This window comes from Pseudomonas laurentiana, assembly GCF_014648275.1.
Classification (GTDB): Bacteria; Pseudomonadota; Gammaproteobacteria; order Pseudomonadales; family Pseudomonadaceae; genus Aquipseudomonas; species Aquipseudomonas laurentiana.
In genome coordinates, this window is the sequence record NZ_BMQU01000015.1 from 71,038 (window position 1) to 97,604 (window position 26,567).

23 protein-coding genes are annotated in these 26,567 nt (G+C 62.3%); 13 read left to right on the forward strand and 10 right to left on the reverse strand.

From position 1 onward, the window contains the following. The first annotated feature begins 16 nt into the window (after nt 1–16). The gene (locus IE038_RS16325) at nt 17–775 is read left to right on the forward strand and encodes an SDR family oxidoreductase (RefSeq protein ID WP_189395961.1); all 759 of its coding nucleotides are present in this window, start codon (nt 17–19) and stop codon (nt 773–775) included. Between the two features lie 119 nt (nt 776–894). On the opposite strand, the gene IE038_RS16330 is transcribed toward IE038_RS16325, so the two are convergent. Further along, on the reverse strand, nt 895–1,680 hold the full coding sequence (locus IE038_RS16330) for an enoyl-CoA hydratase (RefSeq protein WP_163931439.1): 786 nt from the start codon (nt 1,678–1,680) through the stop codon (nt 895–897). A gap of 142 nt (nt 1,681–1,822) precedes the next feature. Between IE038_RS16330 and IE038_RS16335 the strand changes: the two genes are divergently transcribed. From IE038_RS16335 to IE038_RS16380, 10 genes are all read left to right on the forward strand, one after another. Further along, nucleotides 1,823–2,608 carry an SDR family oxidoreductase gene (locus tag IE038_RS16335; RefSeq protein ID WP_163931436.1) on the forward strand — a complete coding sequence of 262 codons (786 nt, stop codon included), beginning with the start codon at nt 1,823–1,825 and terminating at the stop codon, nt 2,606–2,608. A gap of 56 nt (nt 2,609–2,664) precedes the next feature. Then, nucleotides 2,665–3,642 carry a bifunctional MaoC family dehydratase N-terminal/OB-fold nucleic acid binding domain-containing protein gene (locus IE038_RS16340; protein WP_163931433.1) on the forward strand — a complete coding sequence of 326 codons (978 nt, stop codon included), beginning with the start codon at nt 2,665–2,667 and terminating at the stop codon, nt 3,640–3,642. A gap of 11 nt (nt 3,643–3,653) precedes the next feature. Continuing rightward, nucleotides 3,654–4,787: an acyl-CoA dehydrogenase family protein gene (locus IE038_RS16345; RefSeq protein WP_163931430.1), complete on the forward strand. Its 1,134-nt coding sequence runs from the start codon at nt 3,654–3,656 to the stop codon at nt 4,785–4,787. Further along, nucleotides 4,759–5,178 carry a MaoC family dehydratase gene (locus tag IE038_RS16350; protein WP_163931427.1) on the forward strand — a complete coding sequence of 140 codons (420 nt, stop codon included), beginning with the start codon at nt 4,759–4,761 and terminating at the stop codon, nt 5,176–5,178. The genes IE038_RS16345 and IE038_RS16350 overlap by 29 nt, the downstream gene beginning before the upstream one ends. Nucleotides 5,179–5,195: 17 nt before the next feature. Further along, complete coding sequence (locus IE038_RS16355) at nt 5,196–6,374, forward strand: lipid-transfer protein (RefSeq protein WP_163931424.1); 1,179 nt, start codon at nt 5,196–5,198, stop codon at nt 6,372–6,374. Nucleotides 6,375–6,384: 10 nt separating this feature from the next. Further along, complete coding sequence (locus tag IE038_RS16360) at nt 6,385–7,554, forward strand: acyl-CoA dehydrogenase family protein (RefSeq protein WP_163931421.1); 1,170 nt, start codon at nt 6,385–6,387, stop codon at nt 7,552–7,554. 83 nt (nt 7,555–7,637) lie between these two features. Beyond that, nucleotides 7,638–8,843, forward strand: coding sequence for an acyl-CoA dehydrogenase family protein (locus IE038_RS16365; RefSeq protein WP_189395938.1), 1,206 nt, complete (start codon nt 7,638–7,640; stop codon nt 8,841–8,843). After that, nucleotides 8,840–9,994 (forward strand): acyl-CoA dehydrogenase family protein, encoded by a 1,155-nt coding sequence (locus IE038_RS16370; RefSeq protein WP_189395939.1) that lies wholly within the window; start codon nt 8,840–8,842, stop codon nt 9,992–9,994. The genes IE038_RS16365 and IE038_RS16370 overlap by 4 nt, the downstream gene beginning before the upstream one ends. A gap of 35 nt (nt 9,995–10,029) precedes the next feature. Then, nucleotides 10,030–11,718 (forward strand): class I adenylate-forming enzyme family protein, encoded by a 1,689-nt coding sequence (locus tag IE038_RS16375; RefSeq protein WP_189395940.1) that lies wholly within the window; start codon nt 10,030–10,032, stop codon nt 11,716–11,718. Nucleotides 11,719–11,806: 88 nt separating this feature from the next. Continuing rightward, nucleotides 11,807–13,189: a DUF1329 domain-containing protein gene (locus tag IE038_RS16380; protein ID WP_167523930.1), complete on the forward strand. Its 1,383-nt coding sequence runs from the start codon at nt 11,807–11,809 to the stop codon at nt 13,187–13,189. Nucleotides 13,190–13,277: 88 nt separating this feature from the next. Here IE038_RS16380 and IE038_RS16385 read toward each other — a convergent pair whose 3' ends face one another. The 7 genes from IE038_RS16385 to IE038_RS16415 all read right to left on the reverse strand — a co-directional run bounded on the left by IE038_RS16385 (nt 13,278) and on the right by IE038_RS16415 (nt 21,976). Further along, nucleotides 13,278–13,667 (reverse strand): VOC family protein, encoded by a 390-nt coding sequence (locus IE038_RS16385; RefSeq protein WP_163931418.1) that lies wholly within the window; start codon nt 13,665–13,667, stop codon nt 13,278–13,280. A 48-nt stretch (nt 13,668–13,715) separates the two neighbouring features. Beyond that, complete coding sequence (locus tag IE038_RS16390; RefSeq protein WP_189395941.1) at nt 13,716–15,671, reverse strand: DNA topoisomerase III; 1,956 nt, start codon at nt 15,669–15,671, stop codon at nt 13,716–13,718. A gap of 250 nt (nt 15,672–15,921) precedes the next feature. Continuing rightward, a complete protein-coding gene (locus IE038_RS16395) occupies nt 15,922–17,202 on the reverse strand; it encodes a bifunctional O-acetylhomoserine aminocarboxypropyltransferase/cysteine synthase (RefSeq protein ID WP_189395942.1) in 1,281 nt (426 codons plus the stop codon). 101 nt (nt 17,203–17,303) lie between these two features. Then, nucleotides 17,304–18,755 (reverse strand): SulP family inorganic anion transporter, encoded by a 1,452-nt coding sequence (locus IE038_RS16400; RefSeq protein WP_189395943.1) that lies wholly within the window; start codon nt 18,753–18,755, stop codon nt 17,304–17,306. 185 nt (nt 18,756–18,940) lie between these two features. Continuing rightward, nucleotides 18,941–21,046 carry an elongation factor G gene (gene fusA / locus IE038_RS16405; protein ID WP_189395944.1) on the reverse strand — a complete coding sequence of 702 codons (2,106 nt, stop codon included), beginning with the start codon at nt 21,044–21,046 and terminating at the stop codon, nt 18,941–18,943. Nucleotides 21,047–21,137: 91 nt separating this feature from the next. Then, nucleotides 21,138–21,527 carry a tautomerase family protein gene (locus IE038_RS16410; RefSeq protein ID WP_163931415.1) on the reverse strand — a complete coding sequence of 130 codons (390 nt, stop codon included), beginning with the start codon at nt 21,525–21,527 and terminating at the stop codon, nt 21,138–21,140. A gap of 29 nt (nt 21,528–21,556) precedes the next feature. Further along, nucleotides 21,557–21,976: a DUF7832 domain-containing protein gene (locus IE038_RS16415; RefSeq protein WP_163931412.1), complete on the reverse strand. Its 420-nt coding sequence runs from the start codon at nt 21,974–21,976 to the stop codon at nt 21,557–21,559. Nucleotides 21,977–22,203: 227 nt separating this feature from the next. Between IE038_RS16415 and nirA the strand changes: the two genes are divergently transcribed. Together nirA and IE038_RS16425 are read left to right on the forward strand one after the other, a co-directional pair. After that, entirely contained in the window at nt 22,204–23,886 is a 1,683-nt protein-coding gene (nirA, locus tag IE038_RS16420) for a nitrite reductase NirA (RefSeq protein ID WP_163931409.1), read from the forward strand. After that, nucleotides 23,874–24,356 (forward strand): DUF934 domain-containing protein, encoded by a 483-nt coding sequence (locus IE038_RS16425; RefSeq protein ID WP_163931406.1) that lies wholly within the window; start codon nt 23,874–23,876, stop codon nt 24,354–24,356. Before nirA ends, IE038_RS16425 begins: the two co-directional genes overlap by 13 nt. 24 nt (nt 24,357–24,380) lie before the next feature. On the opposite strand, the gene IE038_RS16430 is transcribed toward IE038_RS16425, so the two are convergent. Beyond that, entirely contained in the window at nt 24,381–24,725 is a 345-nt protein-coding gene (locus IE038_RS16430) for a hypothetical protein (RefSeq protein WP_163931403.1), read from the reverse strand. A gap of 55 nt (nt 24,726–24,780) precedes the next feature. Next, nucleotides 24,781–26,379 carry an inorganic phosphate transporter gene (locus IE038_RS16435; protein WP_189395962.1) on the reverse strand — a complete coding sequence of 533 codons (1,599 nt, stop codon included), beginning with the start codon at nt 26,377–26,379 and terminating at the stop codon, nt 24,781–24,783. Nucleotides 26,380–26,567: the final 188 nt, after the last annotated feature.

The window sequence follows — 26,567 nt, forward strand, 5'->3', positions numbered from 1 at the left end:
GATCAAGGAGAGCAACATGCCCGGACGGGTTCAAGGCAAGGTCGCGCTGGTCACTGGCGGGGCAAAGGGTATTGGCCGTGCCAGTGCGCGGCTGCTGGCGGCTGAAGGCGCACAGGTGCTGATCAGCGACATCGATGTCGTTGCCGGTGAGGCGCTGGCCGCCGAAATCGGCCCGGCTGCGGCGTTCATTCGCCATGACGCCAGTAGCGAGGCAGAGTGGAAACAGGTCATGGCGCACGTGCGCGAGCGCTATGGCCGCCTCGACATCCTGCTCAACAATGCCGGCATACTGCTGAGCGGTTCCATCGAGGAAACCTCGCTGCAGGACTGGCAGAAGGTCATGCGGGTGAATGCCGACAGCGTTTTTCTCGGGTGTCGCGAAGGGATTGCACTGATGAAGGAGGGCGGTGGCTCGATCATCAACCTGTCGTCGATCGCGGCATTGGCCGGGCGTGATGATTTCATGGCGTACAGTGCCTCCAAAGGCGCCGTGGCCGCCTTGTCGCGCTCTGTGGCAGTGCTCTGCCGACGCCGCAAGTACCGCATTCGCTGCAACACCCTGCACCCCGATGGCGTGCTCACCGACATGACCCGCGGTGGCTTCCCCCAGGGCATCGACCCGACACGCCTGACCATCGACAGTGACCCGATGAATCGCATGTGTCTGCCCGAGGATGTGGCGGCCAGTGTTCTGTTTCTTGCCAGCGATGAGGCCCGGGCCATCAATGGTGTCGAACTGCGCATCGACAGTGGGCAGATGGTGATGAGCATCTGAGCGTCGCGCTAGCGCTTGATTGCACAAGGCCGCTTGCCTGTTGAACGAGGCAAGCGGCCTTGTGCCGTGTTCCCGTGGTGCTGTCCTTCGAGTGGCTCTTTCTGGCGGGTGGCTACCGGTCAATGCCCTTCGAACTGCGCCGGGCGCTTTTCGATAAAGGCTTGCATGCCTTCTTTCTGGTCACGGGAGGCGAACAGCAGGGCGTTGGCCTTGCGCTCCAGTGCCAGGCCGGCCTCCAGCGGCGCATCCATGCCGGCGAGAATCACTTCCTTGATCTGTTCGGCAGCCAATGCCGGCATCGCCGCGATGACGCGGGCCAGTTCCAGGGCGTGGGCCTGGACCTGGTCATCGTCCACCAGGTCGCTGACCAGGCCGGCTACCCAGGCTTCTTCAGCGCTGATCGGTTGCCCGGTGAGGGCCATGCGCATGGCTTTTACCTTGCCTACGGCGCGGACCAATCGCTGTGTGCCGCCGATGCCCGGCATGATGCCTATCCGAATTTCCGGTTGGCAGAAGCGTGCGCTGCGTCCGGCGACGATCAGGTCGGCGAGCATCGCCAACTCGCAGCCGCCGCCATAAGCGTATCCGCAGACTGCGGCAATCACCGGCTTCGGGCAGTGCTGAATCGGCGCCCAGAGCCGTTCGGTATGGCGCCGGTAGATCTCGATCGGGCCGACGCCGGCCATGCTGTTGATATCGCCGCCTGCAGCAAACACGTTGTCGCCGCCGGTCAGCAGGATGCAACGCACCTGAGGGTCGGCGCTCAGCTCACTGAAATAGCGCGACAGCAAGGCTTGCAACTCCAGGCTCAGGGCATTGGTCGCGTGCGGACGGTTGAGTCGCAGCAGGGCCACGCCAGGCAGCGGGCGTTCAAGCAAAACCGGTGGAGCGGATGAATCAGGCATGAGCGTCCTCGTGAGCCAGGCGTCAGGTGAATGCCTGCCAGTGTCACGGCCGGGGGGTGATGATTCATCGTCCGTTCAGACGAAGAATGGGCCTGGCTTTGTCCCTAGAGTGAACCCTGTCAGCAGAATTAAGGAGCGCGACATGGGGCTGCATTCGGGGCTTGATTACAGTGGCAAGGTGGTGCTCGTCACCGGCGGCACCAAGGGCATTGGCGCAGGCATCGCGCTTGAGTTTCTGGCAGCACAGGCGCAGGTGATCGTCTGTGCCCGCAAAGCGCCTGAGCAGGTGCCGACACAGGAGGGCAATAGCGCCATCTTCATCCCTGCGGACGTGCGCGACCCGGACTCGCTACAGGCGCTGTTCGACACCATCAGTCGCGATTTTGGCCGCCTCGACGTGGTCATCAACAACGCTGGCGGTAGCCCGGCGGCCGAGGCCGCCAGCGCGTCGCCGCGTTTTCACGAGAGCATCATTCGTCTCAACCTGATTGCGCCACTCAATGTCGCCCAGCTCGCCAACCGCCTGATGCAGGCACAAGTGCAGGGCGGTTGCATCGTGTTTATCGGCAGCATCAGCGCATTGCGCTCCTCACCCGGGACTGCGGCCTATGGTGCGGCCAAGGCTGGCGTGCTGTCGCTGGTGCAGTCGCTGGCGGTGGAGTGGGGCCCCAAGGTTCGTGTGGTCGCGGTCAGCCCAGGCCTGGTGCTGACTGAACAGGCTCACCTGCATTACGGCAACGACGCCGGTATCGCCGCCGTCAGTGCCGGTATTCCGGCCGGTCGCATGGCCGTGGCGTCGGATGTCGCCAATGCCTGCCTGTACATCGCCTCGCCGCTGGCCAGTTATGCCAGCGGTTGCAACCTGTTGCTGCATGGCGGTGGCGAGCGGCCGGCGTTTCTGGGTGCGGCGCAGGTTCTGCCCACCTGATCGACCCATGGCGGCGACCGGGTCTGGATGCCGCCCTCAATTTGCAGGAGACGACTTTGGCTGATCCACAATTGCTATCCAATGTGCGCGCCCTAGTGGGGCGCCAATACGGTCGTGTGTATGCCTGGGATGAGGTCAATGCACCGATGATCCGCCAGTGGTGCGAGATCATGGGTGTCGAAAACCCGCTCTACACCGATCCTGCGTTCGCCCTTGGCACGCCCCATGAAGGCCTGATCGCGCCACCGGCGATGTTGCAGGTGTGGACCATGGAAGGCTTCCATGCCAACCACTATCCGCCAGGCTCCACCGACGAAAACCCGTATGAAGTGCTCAAGCTGTTCGAGCAATACGGCTACAACTCAGTGGTGGCGGTCAACTCCGAGCTGAGTTTCACACGCCCGCTGCGCTTGGGTGAAAAGCTCTACTACACCACGCGCCTGGACGCGGTGGGCGATGAAAAAACCACGGCGCTGGGTACAGGCTTCTTTGTCACCCTGGTGATGAGTCACTTTGTCGAAAAGGCCGGTGGCGACGAGCCGGTAGGCGAGTTGTTGTTCCGCGTCTTCAAATTTCGTCCGGCCAACGCTCAGCCGGCAGCGCCTGCGCCGGCTGCCAGCGCTGCGCCTGCCAAGGCCAAGCGCCCACAACCGGGCATCAGTGACGACACCCGGTTCTTCTGGGAAGGCTGCGCACAGGGCCAACTGTTGATCCAGCGTTGCACGGCCTGCGCCACCTTGCGCCATCCGCCCGCGCCGGTCTGCATCCAGTGCCACAGCTTCGACTGGGACACCGTCCAGGCCAGCGGTCGCGCCAGCCTCTACTCGTTTGTGGTCATGCACTATCCGGAGGTCGCACCGTTCGATCACCCGAATCCCATCGGTCTGATCGAGCTGGAGGAGGGCGTACGCCTGATCGCCGGGTTGGTCGGCATTGAGCGTGAGCAGTTGCAGATCGGCCAACGTTTGCAGGTTGAGTTCCAGACCTTCGATGACGCGCTGACCTTGCCATTGTTTCGGCCTGTCGGCGAGTAGGAGTTGATCCCATGAATTTTGAATTGAGCGAAGACCAGCGTGCGATTGCGCAGATGGCTGACAGCCTGTTTGTCGACCACTGCCACGACGACTACATGCGTCGCTGGGATACCAGTGGTGAGCCGCTGATGGCGCCGCTTTGGGCACTCTGCATTGAGACCGGGCTGCACGCCTTGGCGATTCCTGAATCCCACGGCGGCAGTGGCCTGGGCATGACCGAGCTGATGCTGGTGTTGCAGGCCCAGGGGAAGGGGTTGGCTCAGGTGCCGTTGTGGCGGCATCAACTGGCCGCAGCGACCCTTGCCGCGTTCGCGTTGCCCGAGGTCGCGGCCTGGGCCGAAAAAGCCGCGTCGGGTGAGGCCATGCTGACCCTGGCCATCGATGCCCTTGGCAGTGCCTGCGGCATCGAGCTTCAGGCCCGCCCGTGTGCCGAAGGTTGGGAACTCAATGGTCGGGTCGCGGCGGTGGCCTTGGGCGAGCAGGCACAGGCGGCGCTGGTGCTGGCTGAGGTCGACGGCCAGCCGCGTTTGTTGCTGCTCGACCTCTCGGTCGCACAGGTAACCCGCGTGCCCGCGGTGCTTACCCACGGTGAAGCCGTGGCCGATGTGCATGTCGAAGGCTTGCGCGTTCCGGCCCAGCAGTTGCTGCCCAGTACCGCCCTGGCCTGGCTGGAACCCCGCAGCGTGGCGGCCTTGGCCGCACTGCAGTTGGGCGTCAGCGAGGAGCAGATCCGCCGGACGGTGGCCTATGTCAGTGAGCGTCAGCAATTCGAACGGCGTATCGGCAGCTTCCAGGCGGTGCAGATGAGCATGGCCGATGCGCATATCGCCCTTGAAGCCCTGCGCAGTGTGCTCTGGCAGCTCTGCTATCGCGTCGACGCGGGTTTGCCGTCGCCCTCGGAAGCGCTGGCCACGGCTTACCTGGCGTGTGAAGCGGGACATCGCATTGGCCACATCGCACAGCACGTGCATGGCGGTATCGGCGTTGACCTGACGTACCCGATCCACCGCTTTCTCTATTGGAGCCGCGCCTTGGGCCTCGCCCTGGGTGGTTCGGCGGCAAGCCTGGAACGTCTCGGCGATTGGCTGAGCGATAACGACAAGCTGGGATGGAAATATGACCTCGAAGAACACCAAGCGCTTTGAAGACGTGCGCCCCGGCGAAGTGCTGCCTGAGCTGGCAGTTCCAATCACGGTCGGCCTGATCACCGGTGGCGCGATTGCCACCCGGGATTATTTCCCGGGGCACCATGACCTGGAGGCGGCTCGCGCACTGGGCTCACCGCACATTTTCATGAACATCCTCACCACCAACGGGCTGGTGCAACGTTACGTCGAGAGCTGGGCGGGGCCATTGGCCACGTTCACCTCACTGAAAATCAAGTTGGGCGCACCGAACTACCCCGGTGACTGCATGACATTCAGTGGCAGCGTGACCCGCCAGGACGCTGACACCCGCACGGTGGAAGTCACCCTCAGCGGCAAAAATTCCATGGGCAACCACGTGACCGGAACGGTCGCGCTGGTCCTGCCCTGACAGCCGGAGACACAGACATGACGACTTCGTCGATTTCCGGACGCGCCGCGATAGTTGGTTTGGGCGCGACCGAGTTTTCCAAGAACTCCGGGCGCACGGAATTGCGCCTGGCCCTTGAAGCCACGCTGAGCGCGCTGAAGGATGCGGGCATTGATCCGTCCGAGGTTGAGGGGTTCAGCTCGTACTCGGTGGACAAGGTTCCGGAGTACGAAATAGCCCGCCTGCTGGGCTGCAAGGACGTTAAGTTTTTCTCGCAAGTACCCCACGGCGGTGGCGCGGCCTGTGCGCCGATCATGCACGCCGCCATGGCGGTGGCCACCGGGGTGGCGAAAGTGGTGGTGGTCTACCGGGCCATGAACGAGCGCTCCTGGTACCGCTTCGGTACCGGCACCTACGGTTTTGCGTCGACGCCGATCTTTGAGAACGTCAACTACGGTTGGTACATGCCCCATGGTTTCCATACCCCGGCGGCCTGGGTTGGCATGTTCGCCCAACGCTACATGCACACCTATGGGGCCACTTCCGAGGATTTCGGTCGGGTCGCAGTGGCCGTGCGTGATTTCGCCGCGACCAACCCCCAGGCGTTTTTCTACGGCAAGCCGATTACCCTTGAGGAGCACCAGGCCTCGCGCTGGATCTGCGAACCGCTGCATCTGCTCGACTGCTGCCAGGAGTCCGATGGCGCCGTGGCCATGGTGATCACTTCGGCGGAACGTGCCCGTGATCTGCGCCAGAAACCGGTGATGATCAAGGCCGGTTCCCAGGGCATTACTGACGGTCAGCAGATCATGACCTCGTTCTACCGCGACGACATTACCGGGCTGCCGGAAATGGGGGTAGTGGCCCGCGAGCTCTATCGCCAGTCAGGGCTGGGGCCGGAGGCGTTCCAGACGGCGGTGATCTATGACCATTTCACCCCGTTCGTGCTGCCGCAGCTGGAAGAATTCGGTTTCGCCAAGCGTGGCGAGGCCAAGGAGTTCATCCGCGCTGGCCATCATGCGCGTGGCGGCAAGTTGCCGATCAACCCCCACGGCGGACAACTGGGCGAAGCCTACATTCATGGCATGAACGGCGTCGCCGAAGCGGTGCGCCAAGTGCGCGGCACGGCGGTCAACCAGGTGCCGGATGTCGAAAACGTGCTGGTCACTGCCGGTACCGGCGTGCCGACCAGCGGCCTGATTCTCGGCGCGGCCTAAGGAGGCGTTTATGTTCGTTGACCTCACTCCCGAACAACACGCCCTGCGCCACAAGGTGCGGGACTATTTCCAGGCGTTGATGACCCCGGCGCTGCGTGAGCAATTGCGCGGCCAGGAAGGCGGCGAACTGTACCGGCAAACCATCCGCCAGATGGGCCGCGATGGCTGGCTGGCAGTCGGCTGGCCCAAGGCTCACGGTGGACAAGGTTATGCGGCCACCGAGCAATTGATTTTCTTTGAAGAAGCCAACATTGCCGGGGCACCGTTGCCGTTCGTGACGATCAGCACCGTAGGCCCGGCGCTGATGGCTCATGGCAGTGCGATGCAAAAGGAGCGGTTCCTGCCGGGTATCGCCGCTGGCGAGATCATGTTTGCTATCGGCTACTCCGAGCCGGACGCCGGCAGCGACCTGGCGGTCCTCAAGACCAGCGCACGCCTGGAAGGCGATGAGTTTGTGGTCAATGGCAACAAATTGTGGACCTCCGGCGCCGATGCGGCGGACTACATCTGGCTGGCAGCGCGCACCGACCCGACCCAGGCGCGTCACAAGGGGGTGTCGATCCTGATCCTCGATACCCAGGCGCCCGGGTTCTCCACGACGCTCATCCCGACCACCAGCATTGCGACGACGGCCACCTATTACGACAACGTGCGGGTGCCCAAGGACATGCTGGTAGGCGCGCTGCACGGTGGTTGGAAGCTGATCACCGAGCAACTCAACCATGAACGGCTTGGCCTTGGTTCCTGGTCAGACAAAGTCGTCGCATTGTTCCGCCGGGTCTACCTGTGGGCACGTTGCCGCGATGAACAGGGCCGACGGGCCATGGACAAGGGCTGGGTGCGCAGCTCGTTGGCCGAGTGCTATGCCCGTCTGGAAGCCATGCGCCTGATCAACTTGCGTATCGCCGCCGACCTTGAGCAACAGCGCATGGACGTGGCCCTGAGTTCGACCACCAAGGTTTATGGCTCCGAGTCGGCCATCGAGATACTGCGCAAGCTTGCCGCCATTCTCGGCGCCAACGGCTCCTTGCGCAGTGGTTCGTCCGCAGCCTTGCTGCAGGGGGAGCTGGAGTACGAATTACGCTCATCGGTCACCCTGACGTTCGGCGGTGGCACCAATGAAATCCAGCGTGAGCTGATCGCCCAGTTCGGTTTGGGCATGCCACGTACCCAACGCTGACAGCGCCCCGCGCCGCTCGGCCAATACAACAAGAACAGCACCCGCTTCGGACTGAGTCCGGGGCCGGGTCGAGGGTGAATTTCATGAGCACGATTGAGCAATTCAGGCACGAAACCCGTGCCTGGCTGGACGCCAACTGCCCGTTGTCGATGCGAACCGCCATGGCGGAGGGTGAGGTGGTGTGGGGTGCCAGCCAGCCGCAGTTCCCCAGCGAGGATGCCCGGTTGTGGTTTGAGCGCATGCGTGACAAGCGCTGGTTCTGCCCGGAGTGGCCCGAGGAATACGGCGGTGCGGGTTTAAGTGAAGAGCAATTGGCCGTACTTGAGAGCGAAATGCGCAGGCTCAAGTGCCGACCGCCACAGATCAACCTGGGTATCTGGATGCTCGGGCCGGTGTTGCTGGCCTTTGGCAGTGAAGCGCAGAAGCGTACCCTGTTACCGCCCATGGCCCGGGGTGAAGTGCGCTGGTGCCAGGGCTTTTCCGAGCCTAACGCCGGCTCTGACCTTGCCAGCCTGAAAATGGCTGCACGCGATGCCGGCGACCACTTCGTCGTTGATGGCAGCAAGATCTGGACATCCTACGGCGATAAATCCGACTGGATGTACGCGCTGGTACGAACCAACCCTGCGGCACCCAAGCATGAAGGGATCAGCCTGATTGTGCTGGACATGCGCAGCCCAGGGGTCAAGGCGGTACCGATCGACCTCATCAGTGGCAAGTCAGCATTCTGCCAGGTGTTCTTCGATGCGGTGAAGGTGCCCAAGCAGCAGTTGATCGGCCCCTTGAACGGTGGTTGGAGCCTGGCCAAGTACCTGCTGCAGCATGAGCGCAAGGCCATGTCGAAGTTTGGTGAGATCAGCCTGCCCTCGCATTTCCATCTGCTCACGCTGCTGCGTGAATACCTGCCACGCCCACAGACCCCTGGCGAACATGCGCTGCATGCCCGCGCCGTGGCCTGCGCGATGAATGAACACGCGTATGGCCTGACGGTCCAGCGCATGACCGAAGAAGCCAGGTCGGGCGATGACGTCAGTGGCCTGATGTCGATCATGAAACTGGTGCATACCGAACAGGAGCGCGACAAGTTTGAAGTCCTGCTCGATGCCATGGGCGGGCATGCCTTTGGTTGGCAAAGCGAAGCCTTCAGCGAACAGCAGCAGGCCATTACCCGGGCCTGGTTGAACAGCTACGCCCTGACGATTTCCGGTGGTGCCTCGGAGGTCCAGCTCAATGTCATCGCCAAGCGTGTGCTTGGCCTGCCCGATGCGAAGAAAGGAGTGACGCCATGAACCTGCGCTACAGCGAAGAGCAGCGCCTGCTCGCCGACAGTGCCCGGGATTTTCTTGCGGCCCGCAGCCCTGTCGCGGCCCAACGTCGGCTGCGTGACGAGGGCTCGGCGCTCGGCTTTGATCCGCAGCTGTGGCATGCCGCCGTGGACCTGGGCTGGAGTGCGATTCCATTTCCGGAAAATTACGGTGGCCTGGACTTTGGCTGCATGGGCCTTGGGCCGGTATTCGAGTCTCTCGGTCGCAACCTGGCGGCCACCCCCTTGCTGTCGAGCGTGGTGCTGGGCGGTTCGCTATTGCACCTGGCAGGCAACCCACAACAACAGGACCGCTGGCTGAATGCCCTGATCAGCGGCGAGAAGCGCCTGGCCTTGGCCTTGGATGAACAGTCGCGTCATAACCCGTTGGGCACGGCCATCGAGGCCAGGGCCGAGGGTGACGGCTTCCGCTTGCAGGGTGACAAGTACTGGGTGGTCGACGGGCTGGGTGCCGATGCTTACGTGTTGGCCGCACGCACGTCGGGTCATGCCGGAGACGTGCAGGGTATCAGCCTGTTCCTGGTGCCTGCCGATACCCCCGGCGTGCACTGCAGTGCACTGCCTTTGATTGACTCGCGCAACTGCGCACGGCTGCATCTGGACGGTGTGCAGCTGGGCTGCGACGCGCTGCTGGGCAACCTCGGCGACGGTTGGACAGCTCTGGATGCGGCACTGGACCGTGGCCGCGCGTGCCTGTCTGCAGAACTGCTGGGCGTGGCTGAGCATGTGTTCCAGACCACCCTCGATTACCTCAAGACCCGCGTGCAATTCGACACGCCCATTGGCGCGTTCCAGGCCCTGCAACACCGTGCCGCCCAGTTGTACGTCGATCTGGCCCTGGCCCGCAGCGCAGTCATGGCCGGGCTGGCTGCCCTGGACGATGCCAGCCTCAGTGTGGCCGAGCGTGGCCGACTGGTCAGCCTGGCGAAATGGAAGGCCGGTGATACGGCCATCAAGGTCAGCAATGAAGCGGTGCAGATGCACGGCGGCATCGGGGTCACCGATGAGCTGGATATCGGCCTTTACCTCAAGCGTGTGCGCGTTGCCCAGGCCTGTTTGGGGGACCGGGATTTTCATTGCGAACGCTATTCGGCCCTCGACCAGGCTTGCGCCTGAGGGCGCAGTACCTCGGCTGTTCTGGAGAACGACACATGAGCATTGAACGATGGCAAACCGCGTGGCAGCAATTGATTGCGCCGGGCTCGCCTTTTGAAGTGATAAGCCCGGCGGACGGTGGCCCACGTTGCTTCCGGCATACCGCGCACGACCTTATGCAGGCAATCGATGCCGGGCGAGTGCATGGCGATCGTGAGTTTCTGGTGTGGCAAGCGCAACGGCTGACCTTTGCCGAGTACTTCGATCAGGTTGACCGGCTGGCCGGGCAAATGGTCGCCTGTTTTGACGTGCGTCCTGGTGATCGAGTTGCCATCGCGATGCGTAACCAGCCGGCCTGGCTGGTGGCGTTCGCTGCAACCCAGCGTTGTGGGGCGGTGTGTGTACCGCTCAACAGTTGGGGGCTGCGCGATGAGCTGCTGCACGGGGTGCAGGACAGCGGTGCCCGCCTGTTGCTGTGCGACGAGCCGCGGTTGAACGTGCTGCAGGACGACCTGGCTGGCGAGCAGTTGCCAACGATCGTTGTCGGAACGGAGCGTCAGGCCCAACTGCCTGAGTACTGCCTTCGTTATGAAGACCTTTTGGCCGACGTGTGTTTGCCGGTTCCACCGGTGACGATAGATCCCGACGCCCCGGCACTGATCCTCTATACCTCGGGCACCACCAGCCGTGCCAAGGGTGTGCTGTCCAGCCACCGGGCGGTTTGTCAGGCGCTGACCGCGCTGGAGTTCCAGAGCGCATTCTGTGCGCTGAGTTCACCTGAGCGTATCAACGTGGTGATCCAGAGTGGTTATCCACCGACCTCCCTGATGGCGGTGCCGCTGTTCCATGTCAGTGGGTTGCATGTGCAATTTCTCTCGGCGCTGCGCAGCGGTCGGCGCGTGCTGCTGATGTACAAATGGGACGTCGAGCGCGCCCTCGATCTGATCCGTGATGAACACTGCACTCAGTTCAACGGTGCGCCGGTCATGATGCAGCAATTGCTCGCATCACCGCGCTTTGGCTCTGCGCAGACTGCCAGCCTGTTCGGGCTGGGCCTGGGCGGCGGCGCATCGTCCAGCAGCTTGCTGGCTGACATGATTGCGCGCAAACCCGACGCCATCGGTGGCAGCGGCTATGGGCTGACCGAAAGCAACGGTATCGGTGCAGCCATCGGCGGCGATCAGTTCGTCTACAAACCGACAACGGCCGGCTGGCCATTGCCGATAGTCGATGTGCGCATCGGCGATGACCCGCAGCAACCGTTGCCCAACGGGTCCAGTGGCTTGATCTGGCTGCGTTCGCCAACCCTGATGAGCGGCTATTGGAACCTGCCCCAGGCCAGTGCCGAGGCCTTGCGCGGCGGGTGGCTGGACACGGGTGATATCGGCTACCTGGACGAGGAGGGGTTCCTCTGCATCACCGGGCGGCTCAAGGACCTGATCAACCGCGGCGGCGAGAAAATTTCAGCAGCGGAAATCGAAGCCTGTGCCTGCGAGATGCCCGGTGTTGACGAAGCCGCGGCATTTCCCATTCCCGATCCGGTACTGGGTGAGGCCGTGGCGTTGGTGATTCACGGCAACGCAGGGCCGATGCCCGACCAAGAGCACGTCTGTGCCTTCATTGCCCAGCGATTGGCGGGCTACAAGGTACCGGCGCGGGTCTACTCGCAGGGTGAACCACTGCCCCGTAACGCCACCGGCAAAGTGCTCAAGAGCGCGCTGAAAGAAAGGTGGAGCGCACCTTGATTTTTAGTCTTTCCGGACGATGTTGGCGCCGCCAGAACACGAACAATAGGCCCATACACGCAAGCCTTATCAGCGAAGGAGGCAATACATGAAAATAACAAGAACAGGTGTCGTGCTCGCAGCCGCAATAACCGCCCATGTCGGGATTATCGGTAGCGCATACGCCGAGGTATCGCCTCAGGAAGCCGCCAAGCTGGGCAAGGAACTGACCTGCGTCGGTGCCGAGCAGGCCGGTAATGCTGAAGGAACCATTCCCCCGTACACGGGTAAATACCTGGGCGAAGTACCGGGCTGGAATCACGTGAAGTTCTCGGGGGACCAGCCTGTGGACCCTTACGCGGCGGAGAAGCCGATCCTGGTGATCACCGCACAGAACATGAGCCAGTACGAGACGCACCTGACCGAAGGTCAGAAAGCCCTGCTGAAGAAGTACCCCACCACGTACAAGATGAACATCTACCCTGGGCATCGGGATTTTCGCTACCCGGATTACGTGTGCCGGCGAGCGATGCAGAATGCGCTGACTGCCAAGCTGGTCAATGACGGCCTGGGCATTGAAGGCCTCGGCCAGGTACCGTTTCCGATTCCGAAAAACGGCATGGAAGTGCTTTGGAACCATCAGTTGCCGGCGCGTGCCTACACCGAGGAAAAGATCAGCGACCTGGCCTCCGTGTTGCCTAACGGCAGCATCGGTTGGGGCCGTGCCCATGCGCGCAACCTGTCACAGGCCAACTCGCCAACGGTCGAACCCAAGACCGAAGACAAGGTGCAGGCCATGAGCTACAACACGACGCTGAAACCGGCCCGTGACAATGGCGTGATCAGCATTGCCCACGAACCCTACAACTTCGCCACCGAATCCCGTCAGGCCTGGAGCTACAGCCCGTCGACTCGACGTGTACGGCAAATGCCGGGTTACGGCTACGACCAGCCAATGATCGGCACCAACGGCACCATGACCGTCGATGAGGACCGTTTGTTCAACGGTGCGCCGGAACGCTACACCTGGAAGCTGATTGGCAAGCGTGAAATCTACAGCCCGGCCAACGCGTTCAAGCCGAACGCAGGGAACATCAAGTACGCTGACATGCTGACGCCCAACCACCCCAATCCTGAGTTCATGCGCTATGAATTGCGGCGTGTCTGGGTGGTCGAGGCCGACCTGAAGGAAGGCTATCGCCACGTGTATGGCAAGCGGGTGCTGTTCATTGACGAAGACACCTGGAACGCAGTCATGGCGGACAACTACGACGCCCGTGGGCAGCTGTGGAAGCATGCGATGATCAACTACTACTACCATCCGGACATGAGCGGCTGGCAGGCCGGTTCGCAGTTTTTCATGGACTTGAACTCGGGCCAGTACACCGGGTACGGGATGACCAACGAAGCGAAGAGGGGGCCAATCCTGAACGAGAGCAAGTTCACGCCGGACATGTACACCTCCGACGCGGCGCGGGCTATCGGTCGCTGATCGGCACACTGTCGTCGCTGCACCTTCAAACCCTGCCGGTCACCGGCAGGGTTTTTTGTCTGGGTAGGCCTGGAAACCCTCGTTGGCATTACGCCATCGGCGTACACAGCTCTACCAGCAGCCCATCAGGGCAGCGCAGGTATGAGACGGTTTGCCCCCAGGGCTTTTGCTCGGGAGCCTTGAGTTCGGTTGCGCCGCAGGCCAATGCCTGGGTGTGGGCGGCCTCGACGGCGTCGGTGGCGAGTGCGATTTCCATGCCCAGCGGTCGGGTTGATTCAGCCGCCAGCACCAGGCCTTCTGGCAAGTTGGCCTGGCCTAGCGCCTGCGAGGCAAAAGCCAGTGTGGTGGCCCCGGTGTCCAGTTCGCCATAGTCGCCGGACTCATGCAGAAAACGCCGGGTAATGCCAAAGGCACGTTCAAAGAACGCCAGCGATGCGGCGACATCGGGTACGTAGAGAATGGTGTACGCAAACTTCATGGGTAGTCCTTTACTGTAAGTTGATCCAACTTCTATACACATTTTATTTTAGCGGGCTTTCGGCGCCGCCGCTTTTCTGGGGCGTTTTGCGTTGGTCGATGGTTTGCGTGCGGGTGCTTTGCGTTTCTTTTTCCACGGCGCGCCGTTACGCCCGGCCGGAATGGCCGGGCCGCTGATGGTGAGGGTGAGCCCGACGCATCGCTCGACCTGCTTGCTCATCCATGCCGATTGTTTGGCGACGAACGCCTCCAGGCTCATTTCGCCGCTTTGCACCATGTCCAGCGCCTGCTCCCAGATGGCGGTAGTGCCGGGGTCGGCAATGGCCCGAGGTACGGCGTCGATCAGGCTGCAGGCCGCTGGGGTGGCCGACAACGCCTTGCCGTTCTTCACCAGATAGCCCCGGTCGAGCAGGCCCTGGATGATCCCGGCACGTGTCGCTTCGGTACCAATACCCGTGGTGTCCTTGAGCTTTTGCTTGAGCCGTGGATCGTCAACCAGCTTGGCGACGTTCTTCATGGCCTTGATCAGGTCGCCTTCGGTGAACGGTTTGGGCGGTTGAGTCCAGAGGTCCTTGAGGTTGACCCCGGCCACGGCGCAGTGCTGGCCCTTGCTCAGTGCCGGCAGCACCTGTGCTACCGGTGCTTCGCGACCTTTGCCTGGGGTCAGGGCTTCGGGCAGGGCGCGGCGCCACCCCGGCTCGATGATGCGCTTGCCAACGGCGCGCAGGGCCTGGCCGGCACAGTCGAAGTCGGCTTCGGTGCGGTCGTACTCATGGTGGGGCAGGAACTGCGCCAGGTAGCGTGCGCGGATCAGGCTGAACACGGCCTTGTGCTTGCTTGGCAAGCGTCCCAGGTCGATAGCTGCAGCGGTGGGGATGATGCCGTGGTGGGCACTGACCTTTGCATCGTTCCAGGCCCGTGAGCGGCGTTGTGGCTCCAGGTAGGGTTGCAGCGCTGCCAGGCTGGCGTCAGCCCGGCCCAGTGCGGCGAGAATCGCCGGAGCCTCGCTGTGCTGGCTCAGCGGCAGGTAGCCACAGTCACTGCGTGGGTAGGTGATGACCTTGTAGGTTTCGTACAGCGCCTGGGCAATGTCGAGGGTTTCCTGGGCGCCCAGGCCCAGCTTTTTCGAGCAGAGCTCCTGCAGGGTGCCGAGGTCGAAGGGCAAGGGTGCGGTTTCGCGTACCCGTTCGGTACTGACGTTCACCACCTCAGCACTGGTCTCGCCGCCAATGGCCTCGGCGGCGTGCTGTGCCAGGGCCTGGTTGAGGCAGCGGCCCTGATCGTCACAGGCGTCTTCCGGAGCACGCCATTGCGCGGTAAAGCGCGCATGGGCGCTGCTCAGCGTAACCTCGATGGCCCAGAACGGTACCGGCACAAAATCGGCGATGCTGCGGTCGCGGTCGACCACCAGGCGCAGGGTAGGGGTTTGCACCCGGCCAACCGGCAGCACGCCCTGGTAACCGGAGCGGCGGCCGAGGAGGGTGAACAGGCGGCTCATGTTCATGCCGATCAGCCAGTCGGCCCGTGAACGACCCAGTGCCGAGTGGTAGAGGTTGAAGGTGGCTGCACCGGGCTTGAGCGCGGCCAGGGCCTTGCGGATCGAGGCGTCGTCGAGTGCCGACAACCACAGGCGCTGGATTGGCCCGCGGTAGCGGCAGTGCTCGACCAGTTCACGGGCGATCATTTCACCTTCGCGGTCGGCGTCGGTGGCGATGACCAGTTCACGGGCTTCGCCAAGCAGGCGTTTCACCGCCTTGAACTGGCTGGCGGTTTTCGGCTTGACCAGCATCTTCCACTGTTGCGGAACGATGGGCAGGTCTTCCAGTACCCAGCGTTTATAGCGGGCATCGTAGGCGTCAGGTGGTGCGGTTTCCAGCAGGTGACCAATGCACCAGGTGACGCAGAGGTCGTTGCCGACCCAGCAGCCATCGCCTCGCCGGTTGGCGCCGAGGACTTTGGCGATATCTTTGGCCTGGGAGGGCTTTTCGCAGAGAAAGAGGCGCATGGCCGATGACGAGTCTGGCGGCTATAGAAGGTGCATAGCATGCGCAGGGTGGCAGCGAGAGGCAAGCGATATCTGTATGGATGTACAGTTTTGTGTGTCTGCTGGTTTGCCAGGGGGCTGAGCAATCCGCGGGTGCGGTCTTGCCAGCTGCCTGACTCTCGCAGGGTGTGCGGGCCTTGCCCGCGATGCAGGCACCGCGAACTCATGGGCCCCCACCGATAGCAACCCTGCTAACGGGACAAAACCCGGCTCAGCCTTGTTTAGAGGCGTCCAGCGCCTGGGCCAGGTCGGCCAGGATGTCGTCGCTGTGCTCGATGCCAATGGACAGGCGCACCATGTCTCGTGGCACACCGGCCTTCTCCAGTTCTTCGTCGTTCAACTGGCGGTGGGTCGTGGAAGCCGGGTGGCAGGCCAGCGATTTGGCGTCGCCAATGTTCACCAGGCGCACGACCAGTTTCAGCGCATCGATGAAGCGCGCGCCTGCTTCCTGGCCGCCCTTGATGCCGAACGAGAGAATCGACGCCGGCTTGCCGCCGGTGTAGCGCACGGCCAGGTCATGTTCGGGGTGGTCCGACAGGCCGGCGTACTTCACCCAGGCAACCTGTTCATGCTCACGCAGGTAGTTCGCCACTTTCAGGGCGTTCTCGGTATGGCGTTCCATGCGCAGGGCCAGGGTTTCCAGGCCTTGCAGGATCAGGAAGGCGTTGAACGGCGACAGTGCCGCGCCGGTGTTGCGCAGCGGTACTACGCGGCAGCGGCCAATAAAGGCTGCAGGGCCGAAGGCTTCGGTGTAGGTGACGCCGTGGTAGGACGGGTCGGGGGTGTTGAGCAGGGCAAAGCGCTGCTTGTGCTCGGCCCAGGGGAAGTTGCCGGAGTCGATCACGATGCCGCCGATGCTGGTACCGTGGCCGCCGATGTACTTGGTCAGCGAATGCACGACGATGTCGGCACCGTGTTCGAACGGGCGGCACAGGATCGGGGTGGCCACGGTGTTGTCGACGATCAGCGGCACGCCATGGCGGTGCGCGGCGTCGGCCAGTGCCTGGAGGTCGACGATGTTGCCCGCCGGGTTGCCGATGGACTCGCAGAACACTGCCTTGGTCTTGTCGTCGATCAAGGCCTCGAGTGCGGCGATGTCGTCATGGGCGGCGAAGCGGGTCTGGATACCGAAGCGCGGCAGGGTGTGGGCCAGCAGGTTGTAGGTGCCACCGTAGAGCTTGGCCACCGAGACAATGTTGTCGCCAGCCTCGGCCACGGTCTGGATGGCGTAGGTGATGGCGGCCATGCCCGATGCCACGGCCAGCGCACCGACACCGCCTTCAAGCGCGGCCATGCGCTTTTCCAGGACATCGTTGGTGGGGTTCATGATCCGCGAATAGATATTGCCAGCCACCTTCAGGTCGAACAGGTCGGCACCGTGTTGGGTATCGTCAAAGGCGAAGGAGGTGGTCTGGTAGATCGGTACGGCAACGGCCTTCGTGGTTGGATCGGGGCTGAAGCCCGCGTGAATGGCCAAGGTTTCCAGCTTCATGCATTCATTCCCTGAGAGTTTGGTTGGAGGAGCGTGAGCATGGGCTGCAGTATCAGCGTCGGTCAAGAGCCGCCAGCCTGCTGAAACGCTCCTCCTGTAGCTTACTCGCCAGGTGTGTGCATGCCCGCACGCTTGAGCAGTTGCCTGCAGCGTTCAGACAGGTGCAGTACGCGCAGGTGCTTGCCCGCATTGGCATAGCGTTCGCGCAGTGTTTTCAGCGCGGCGATTGCCGAGTAGTCGACGAAGCTCAGGTGGCGGCAATCGAGCGTCACCTGGGCGGGGTCGTTGGCCGGGTCGAACTGGTTCAGGAATTGGGTGGTCGAGGCGAAGAACAGTGTGCCATGCAACTGGTAACGCTTGCTGCCGTCGGCTTCCAGATGACCGTCGGCGTAAAGCTCGCGGGCTTGCTGCCAGGCAAAGTTCAGTGCGGCAATGATGATCCCGCACAGCACGGCGGTGGCCAGGTCGGTGAACACCGTGATGACGGTCACCGAGATGATCACCAGTACGTCGTTCAAGGGCACCTTGTTGAACACCCGCAGCGAAGCCCAGGCGAAGGTCTGCTGCGAGACCACGAACATCACCCCGACCAGCGCAGCCAGGGGGATGCGTTCGATCAATGGCGAGAGAAACAGCACGAACAGCAGGATCATCACCCCAGCGATCACGCCCGATAGGCGACCACGGCCAGCGGAGCTGAGGTTGATCACCGTTTGGCCGATCATCGCGCAACCGCCCATGCCACCGAACAGCCCCGAAACCATGTTGGCCGCACCCAGTGCGACACACTCACGATCCGGGTAACCGCGGGTTTCGGTAATCTCATCGGTCAGGTTCAGTGTCAGCAGGGTTTCCAGCAGGCCGATCAAGGCCATCAATATGGCATAGGGGGCGACGATGCCGAGGGTTTCAAGGTTCCAGGGTAGCTGGGGCAGTGCAAATACTGGCAGGCCTCCGGCGATGTGGGCCATGTCGCCCAGGGTGCGGGTCGGCAGACCCAGCAGGTACACCGCAAGGCCGACACCCAGAATCGCAACCAGCGCCGGTGGCACTGCACGAGTGAGGCGTGGCAGCAGGTAGACGATGGCCATGGTCAGCGCGACCAGCCCCACCATCAGGTAGAGCGGTGTGCCGCTCAGCCAGGTCTCGTCACGTTTGAAGTGTTCCAGTTGGGCCAGGGCAATGATGATGGCCAGGCCATTGACGAACCCCAGCATGACCGAGTGCGGCACCATGCGCACCAGTTTGCCCAGCCGCAGCAGGCCGAAGGCGATCATGAGCAGCCCACCCAGCAGCACCGTGGCGAGCAGGTACTGCACGCCGTGCTGCACCACCAGTGCCACGATCACCACCGCCATCGACCCGGCAGCGCCGGAAATCATCCCTGGCCGCCCACCGAACAGGGCGGTCAAGGTACAGATGATGAACGCACCGTATAACCCCATCAACGGGTTGAGGTGTGCGACCAGGGCGAAGGCGATGCATTCGGGCAGCAGGGCAAAGGACGTGGTGAGGCCGGCCAAGGCCTCGGCGCGCAGGCGAATGGGTTTCATGGGGTACCTGAAAAATACCGACCGGCGAAACCGGCCGTGGTCAAAGGTGCGTGCAAGAGGGGGGCGGATGTTACGCAATTGCCGGGATCACGGCCAGCCTGCCGGTTGGCCGTGTCGCCTGGATTGGCGCCTGCCGACAGCTCACGGCATTGCAAGCCAGGCAGTCGATCTGCGCAGGGCAGGGGCTAGCCCTGTTTCTTGATGATCACATCGGCGATGCTTGCTGGCGCTTCCGAATAGCGAATGAACTCCATCGAGTAACTGGCCCGGCCCTGGGACATCGAGCGCATGTCGGTGGAGTAGCCGAACATTTCCCCCAGTGGCACTTCGGCACGCACCACCTTGCCAGCCGGGGTGTCTTCCATGCCCTGGATCAGACCGCGCCGACGGTTGAGGTCGCCCATCACATCACCCATGTATTCTTCCGGTGTGACCACTTCGACTTTCATCACCGGCTCCAGCAGCACGGCACCCCCTTTTTGTGAAAGTTGCTTGGTGGCCATCGACGCGGCGATCTTGAACGCCATCTCGTTGGAGTCGACGTCATGGTAAGAACCGTCGAACACCGCCGCTTTCAGACCGATCAGCGGGTAGCCGGCCAATACCCCGTTCTGCATCTGCTCTTCGATGCCTTTCTGGATGGCCGGGATGTACTCACGGGGAATCACCCCGCCGACCACTTCACTGGTGAATGCCAGGCCTTCCTTGCCCTCATCATTGGGTGAAAAGCGAATCCAGCAATGGCCGAACTGGCCGCGACCGCCCGACTGGCGGACGAACTTGCCTTCGATTTCGCAGGTGTTGCGGATCTTCTCGCGGTAGGCCACTTGGGGTTTACCGATGTTGGCGTCGACGCCGAATTCGCGCTTCATGCGGTCGACGATGATGTCCAGGTGCAGCTCACCCATGCCGGAAATGATGGTTTGTGCGGTTTCCTCGTCGGTCTTGACCCGGAACGAGGGGTCTTCCTGGGCCAGTTTGCTCAAGGCGATGCCCATTTTTTCCTGGTCGGCTTTGGTCTTGGGCTCCACGGCCACCGAGATCACCGGGTCAGGGAAATCCATGCGCTCAAGGATAATGGGCTTGTTTATGTCGCACAGGGTATCGCCGGTGGTGACATCCTTCATGCCGATCAGGGCGGCAATATCGCCGGCGCACACGGCCTTGATCTCGGCACGCTGGTTGGCGTGCATCTGTACCATACGGCCGACCCGCTCTTTCTTGCCCTTCACCGAGTTGAGTACCGCATCACCCGAGGACAATACCCCGGAGTAGACCCGGACGAAGGTCAGGGTACCCACGAATGGATCAGTGGCAATCTTGAAGGCCAGGGCCGAGAAAGGCTCGTTGTCGTCGGCGTGACGCTCCAGGTGCTTGTCTTCGTGCTGTGGGTCGGTGCCGTTGATGGCCGGGATTTCCGAAGGGGCCGGCAGGTAGTCGATCACCGCATCGAGCATCAGCGGCACGCCCTTGTTCTTGAACGATGAACCGAGGATCGTCGGCACGATTTCGTTGGCCAGGGTGCGCTGACGCAGTCCCGCCTTGATTTGCGCCGTATTCAGTTCGATACCGTCCAGGTACAGGCTCATCAGTTCGTCGTTGGCTTCGGCGGCGGCCTCGATCATATGGGCACGCCATTCCTCCGCCAGTGGCCGCAGCGCGTCGGGGATATCCTCTTCGCGGTAGCTGGTGCCCTGGTCATCGTCGCTCCAGTAGATCGCTTTCATCTTCACCAGGTCGATCTGCCCGACAAAGTGCTCTTCGGCACCGATAGCCAGTTGAATCGGCACCGGGTGGTGGCCCAGGCGCTGGTCAATCTGTTTGACCACCCGCAGGAAGTCGGCGCCCTGGCGGTCCATCTTGTTGATATAGGCCAGCCGTGGCACATGGTATTTATTGGCCTGGCGCCAGACGGTTTCAGACTGCGGCTCGACGCCATCGGCGCCGCTGAACACCACCACTGCGCCATCAAGTACGCGCAGCGAACGTTCTACCTCGATGGTGAAGTCAACGTGGCCGGGGGTGTCGATGATGTTGAACCGATACTTGTTCGGGAACTGCTTGGTCGAGCCTTGCCAGAAAGCCGTGGTGGCTGCCGAGGTGATGGTGATGCCGCGTTCCTGCTCCTGGGCCATCCAGTCCATGGTCGCGGCGCCGTCGTGCACCTCGCCCATTTTATAGTTGACCCCGGTGTAGAACAGGATGCGTTCGGTGGTGGTGGTCTTGCCGGCGTCTACGTGTGCAACGATGCCAATGTTGCGGTAGAGCTCAATGGGGGTGGTGCGCGCCATGATGGGTCACCTGTACGTGTGCGTGCTGGGTATTCCCAAAGTAGCAGAACAATCGACACCCGGCGGGCGCCACCCGGACGTACGGCGCCTGTTAGACCTCCACCGTGTAGTTCAGCCCCAGTTCGTCCCCTGGCAGCCCGCGGATTCCCCAGTTCAGCCGTGGCGTTTCAAACAGGGTAATTTCCACATCCTGGGCGCAGATGCCGGTGTGTTCGCCGATGTACTGGAACAACAGGCGAATCAGGTTTTTCTTTGCCTGTACCGAGCGGCCCTCGAACAGGCTGATTTCAATGATGGTGTAGTGCTGTGAGCGGTCGTCGGGGTAGATGAAATCCACGGGGTCCAGCGCAATGAAACGGTGGAATCGTTTCTCGATCGGGTACTCCAGCGCAGCCATCACTGCGGCATGAATCGCCTCCGACAGTCCTGTGCGGTGGCGCTCCAGCGTCGAGCGCAGGCCATAGATTTTTACTTGTGCCATGGGCAGTCCATCCTTGGGCGCGTGGGGTTTCAGGTTGCTGTACTGGTTGCAATGTAACGGCCTTGTTGCCACTGCGTATAGCGCTCGTCCAGGCGCGGTTTCAGCCGGTCGAAGTTATCCCAGCTGTCGGCCACGCGACAGGGGCTATCAGCCGTCGTTGCCAGCAGTTCCAGGCAATCGGAGGCAAACGGGCCGTTCTCGATGGCCAGGTAGTGGGCGACGAAGGCATTGCCTTGGCGGTTGAGGTCTTCGGCGTTGAGCGTGCCCTCGCAGCACTGGCGAAAGAACAGGCCGGGTGTGATGGTACGCTCTACCAGCGAATTGATCTCGAAGTCGAAGTCTGCCTGAAAGTTACGGCTGGTCAGGGACTGTTGCACGGCCCAGGCGACGAACAAGGCGGTCTGGGCCAGCGTGCCAAGGGATTGCAAGGAGGCGTCATCGTACGTCATGGGGCTCATCCTTTTTTAGCGTCATTATTCTTCCCGGGCAGCTAGCCTACACTACATCGTTGTCTGCCCGTAGCCAGGGGCGTGCATTCCAGCCGTGGGCACGCCAGCAGCGCACGCATGGCACCTGTCGATGAGGTGTTCTGATCCGTAGTAATCGGCCGAACCTGAATCTGTAACCCAGTACACCCAAACGCCATAGTAGCGGCCTCCCTGATGAGGTCCGAGCCATGTATCACTATGACGAGTATGACCGTGCGCTGGTGTTTGAGCGCGTGGCGCAGTTCCGTGACCAGGTGCAGCGCTTTATGGGTGGCGAACTCAGTGATGAGGAGTTTTTGCCGCTTCGCTTGCAAAATGGTCTTTACCTGCAGAAGCATGCCTACATGCTGCGGGTGGCGATTCCCTACGGCACCCTGAGCGCCACGCAGATGCGCACGTTGGCGCGTATCGCCAACGATTACGACCGTGGCTACGGCCATTTCACCACTCGCCAGAACATTCAATTCAATTGGATCGCGCTGGAGCAGGTGCCGGATATCCTCCAGCGCCTGGCAGAGGTCGATATGCACGCGATCCAGACCTCCGGCAACTGTGTCCGCAACATCACCACCGAGGCCTTTGCCGGCGTGGCGGCTGATGAGTTGCTTGACCCGCGACCATTGGCCGAGATCCTGCGTCAGTGGTCGACCATCAACCCGGAATTCCTGTTTCTGCCGCGCAAGTTCAAGATTGCCATCTGCTCGGCAGCGCAGGACCGTGCGGCAATCATGATGCATGACATCGGCCTGTACCTTTACCGTGATGAGCAGGGCGAGATGTGCTTGCGGGTGATCGTCGGCGGTGGGCTGGGGCGCACACCGATCCTGGGCCTGCAGATTCGCGATGGTTTGCCATGGCAGCATTTGCTGTCATACGTTGAAGCAATTCTTCGGGTGTACAACCGCCATGGGCGGCGCGACAACAAGTACAAGGCGCGTATCAAGATTCTGGTCAAGGCGCTGGGTATCGAAGCCTTTGCCCGTGAAGTGGAGCAGGAGTGGCAGCACATCAAGGATGGCCCGGCTCAACTCACCGCCGAGGAGTTCCAGCGGGTGGCTGCGGGTTTTGCTGCTCCGGCCTACCAGCGCCTCGACGATGCCGACCTTGAGTTTGGTACCCAGCTTTCGCTGAATCCGGCCTTTGCGCGCTGGGCCTCGCGCAGTGTGCAACCGCACAAGGTGCCGGGGTACGCCAGCGTGGTGCTGTCGACCAAGCCCGGCCTGGCATCACCACCGGGCGACCTGACGGCGGCTCAGATGCAGGCCGTGGCGGACTGGTCCGAGCAGTTCGGTTTTGCCGAGATTCGCGTGGCCCACGAGCAGAACCTGATCCTGCCGGACGTGCGCAAGGCTGACCTGCATGCGCTCTGGCAACTGGCCTGTGAGCAGGGCCTGGGCACAGCCAACAGCGGTTTGCTGACCGACATCATTGCCTGTCCGGGCGGCGATTTTTGCGCGCTGGCCAATGCGACCTCGATTCCGATTGCCCAGGCCATTCAAGCGCGATTCGACGATCTGGACTACCTGCATGACCTGGGTGAAATCAGCCTGAACATTTCTGGCTGCATCAATGCCTGTGGCCATCACCACATCGGTAATATCGGCATTCTGGGCGTCGACAAGAACGGCAGTGAGTGGTACCAGATCACGCTGGGTGGTGCGCAGGGCAAGGACAGCCAGTTGGGCAAGGTGATCGGGCCGTCCTTCAGTGCGGCGCAAATACCTGGTGTCATCGAGCGGATCATTGCCACCTACTGCGCCTACCGCGAACTGGACGAACCGTTTCTGGAGACCCTGCACCGTGTCGGGCTTGAACCGTTCAAGGAACGGGTCTACGCCGTTCACGAGGAGGCCCCGACATGCGCAATGTAATCGCCTTGCAGGGCGGGCGGGCGCAGTGGCAGCAGGCGGATGCCTGGACGTTGGTTCGTGAACCGGGTGAGCCCATGCCTGCGGGACCGCTAATCGTGCCGCTGGCTTGCTGGATCGCGCAGCCAAGCCATGAGCACGGCCTGTGGCTCGGTCCCGACGACGATGCCGAGCCGCTGCGGCCCTGGTTGGCGAGCGTGCCGTTGATTGCCGTCGACTTCCCCAGTTTTCGTGACGGTCGCGGTTACAGCCAGGCGTACCTGTTACGCACCCGCTTGGGCTGGGCCGGCGAGTTACGCGCCATCGGCGACGTGTTGCGCGACCAGCTTGGGCACATGCGCCAGTGTGGTTTCGACAGCTTTGCCGTGCGCGAGGACAAGTCCGTTGAGGATGCGTTGAAAGGCCTGGGCGGCGTGAGTGTGCTGTACGGACGTTCGGTCATCGAACCCCGACCCTTGTTCAGGCGTCGCTAGCGGCGAGCAGGTGCTGCTGGGGGATCAGGTGGCACGAAACTGCCAGACAATTTCTACCACGCGCACCGCCAATAGCATGTAGACCACGCACAGGATGATCTGCAGGAGCAGCGGGTGGCGGGCCTTGGCCAGCTTGCGCAGGCCGTCGGCCATGTTCAGCAGCATCAGAAACACCGCCAGCGCGATCAGCCCGACACCGGCCATGTGGGCTGTGAACAGGCCGAAAAACACCCTGCCGTCACCCGTGAGTGTGCTACTGCCAGCCGCCAGTAGCAGCGAACACATGAGGAAGTTGCGCAGGTTGTCGAAGACGTCCTTGTTCAGCCCATTGTCCAGCAGACGGCAGATGTGGCGCAGCAGTTCAGCCATAGTAAGGCTCCGCGAGGTGGCGACGGTGCCTTGAGTATGGCTGCTGCTTGCCGTTTCAGAACACCTGCCGCAGTAACCAGTACAGACTGCCCGACAACAGGATCGCCGCCGGCAGGGTCAGCACCCAGGCCATCAGCAGGTTGACGATGGTCCGAACCTGCAGGCCCGAGCCATTGGCGGTCATGGTGCCGGCCACCCCGGAAGACAGCACATGGGTGGTCGAGACGGGCAAGCCATACATGTCTGCAGCGCCAATGGTGAACATCGCCACCAGCTCCGCACTGGCGCCCTGGGCGTAGGTCAGGTGGGTCTTGCCGATCTTTTCGCCAACGGTGACCACGATTCGTCGCCAGCCCACCATGGTGCCCAGCCCGAGGGCGATGGCCACGGCCACCTTCACCCACAGGGGAATGTAGTGCGTGGCGTCGTCGATCTGCCGTTTGAAGTCCTGCAGGGTGGCTTGGGTCGCCGGATCAAAGTGAAGCCGCTTCTGCTTGTCCATCAGGCGAATGGCTTCGCTGGTCAGGTACATGTCGTTGCGCACATTGGCCATGGCTTCGGCCGGCACGCCGGCGAAGGAGCCATAACCCTCGACCTCGCGGCCAATCAGGCCCGCCAGAGCCGCCAGGGCCGGCAGCAGATCGGCACTCGCGTGCTGACTGCGGATGAAGGCGGTCAGGGTTTGTCGCGGATCGTTGGGCGCCGGTTCTGGCGCCGTGCGCACCAGCGCCTGTTGGGTGGCCTCGGCCACGCGGGCGAATTGCACCGATTGTTCTGCGGGCATGGTGCGGTTCAGTGCATAGGCCATCGGCAGGGTCCCGACCAGAATCAGCATGATCAGCCCCATGCCTTTTTGCCCGTCGTTGGAGCCATGGGCGAAGGACACCCCGGTACAGGTCAGGATCAGCATCCCGCGAATCCACCAAGGCGGTGGTGCGCTGCCGACGGGGGCCTGGTACAGCGCCTTGCGCTTGACCAGCAGGCGCAAGGTCAGCAGCAACAAGGCCGCGCAGACAAAACCGACCACCGGTGACAGCAGCAACGAGTAGCCCACCTTGCTGGCCTGGGTCCAGTCTACGCCACTGGTGCCGTCTCGACCGTGCATCAGGGCATTGGCCACGCCGACGCCGATGATGGAGCCGATCAAGGTGTGTGACGATGAGGCCGGCAGCCCCAGCCACCAGGTGCCCAGGTTCCAGACAATGGCCGATAGCAACAGTGCGAAGACCATGGAGAATCCGGCCGATGAGCCGACCTGCAGGATCAGCTCAACCGGCAGCAATGCGACGATACCAAAGGCGACTGCGCCACTGGAGAACAGCACCCCGAGGAAGTTCCAGCAGCCCGACCAGACCACGGCGAACGAGGCGGGAAGCGAATGGGTATAGATGACCGTGGCTACCGCGTTGGCAGTATCGTGGAAACCATTGACGAACTCGAACCCCAGGGCAATGACCAAGGCCACGCCCAGCAGGACGAAGGGCGTCCAGGTGGTGATCACCGTACCGCTGGCACTGACATCGCGGAACAGGCTCCAGGCGGTGTATACCAGCCCGGCCAGTAACAATGAAAAAAACAGGGTAAGTGTGGCGCGGCTGGGGGTTTGGCTAACGCTTGAAAGTGGGGAGCGTGTCGCCAGTGTCGAGGTGGTCATGAGGATGGGGTCCGGGTAACGAGTGCCTTGAAGGAACAAGCCTTGCGTGACCAGCATAGAAACAAATAGTCACTGCGATCTGATCTTGATCAAGTAAACCTTGAAGTGTGTGGGTTTTACTGACCAGCGTTGTACTGTTCCCACCTTCGCGTCGTCGCTGCTACCGTGTTGATCCCTTTACCGGCAAG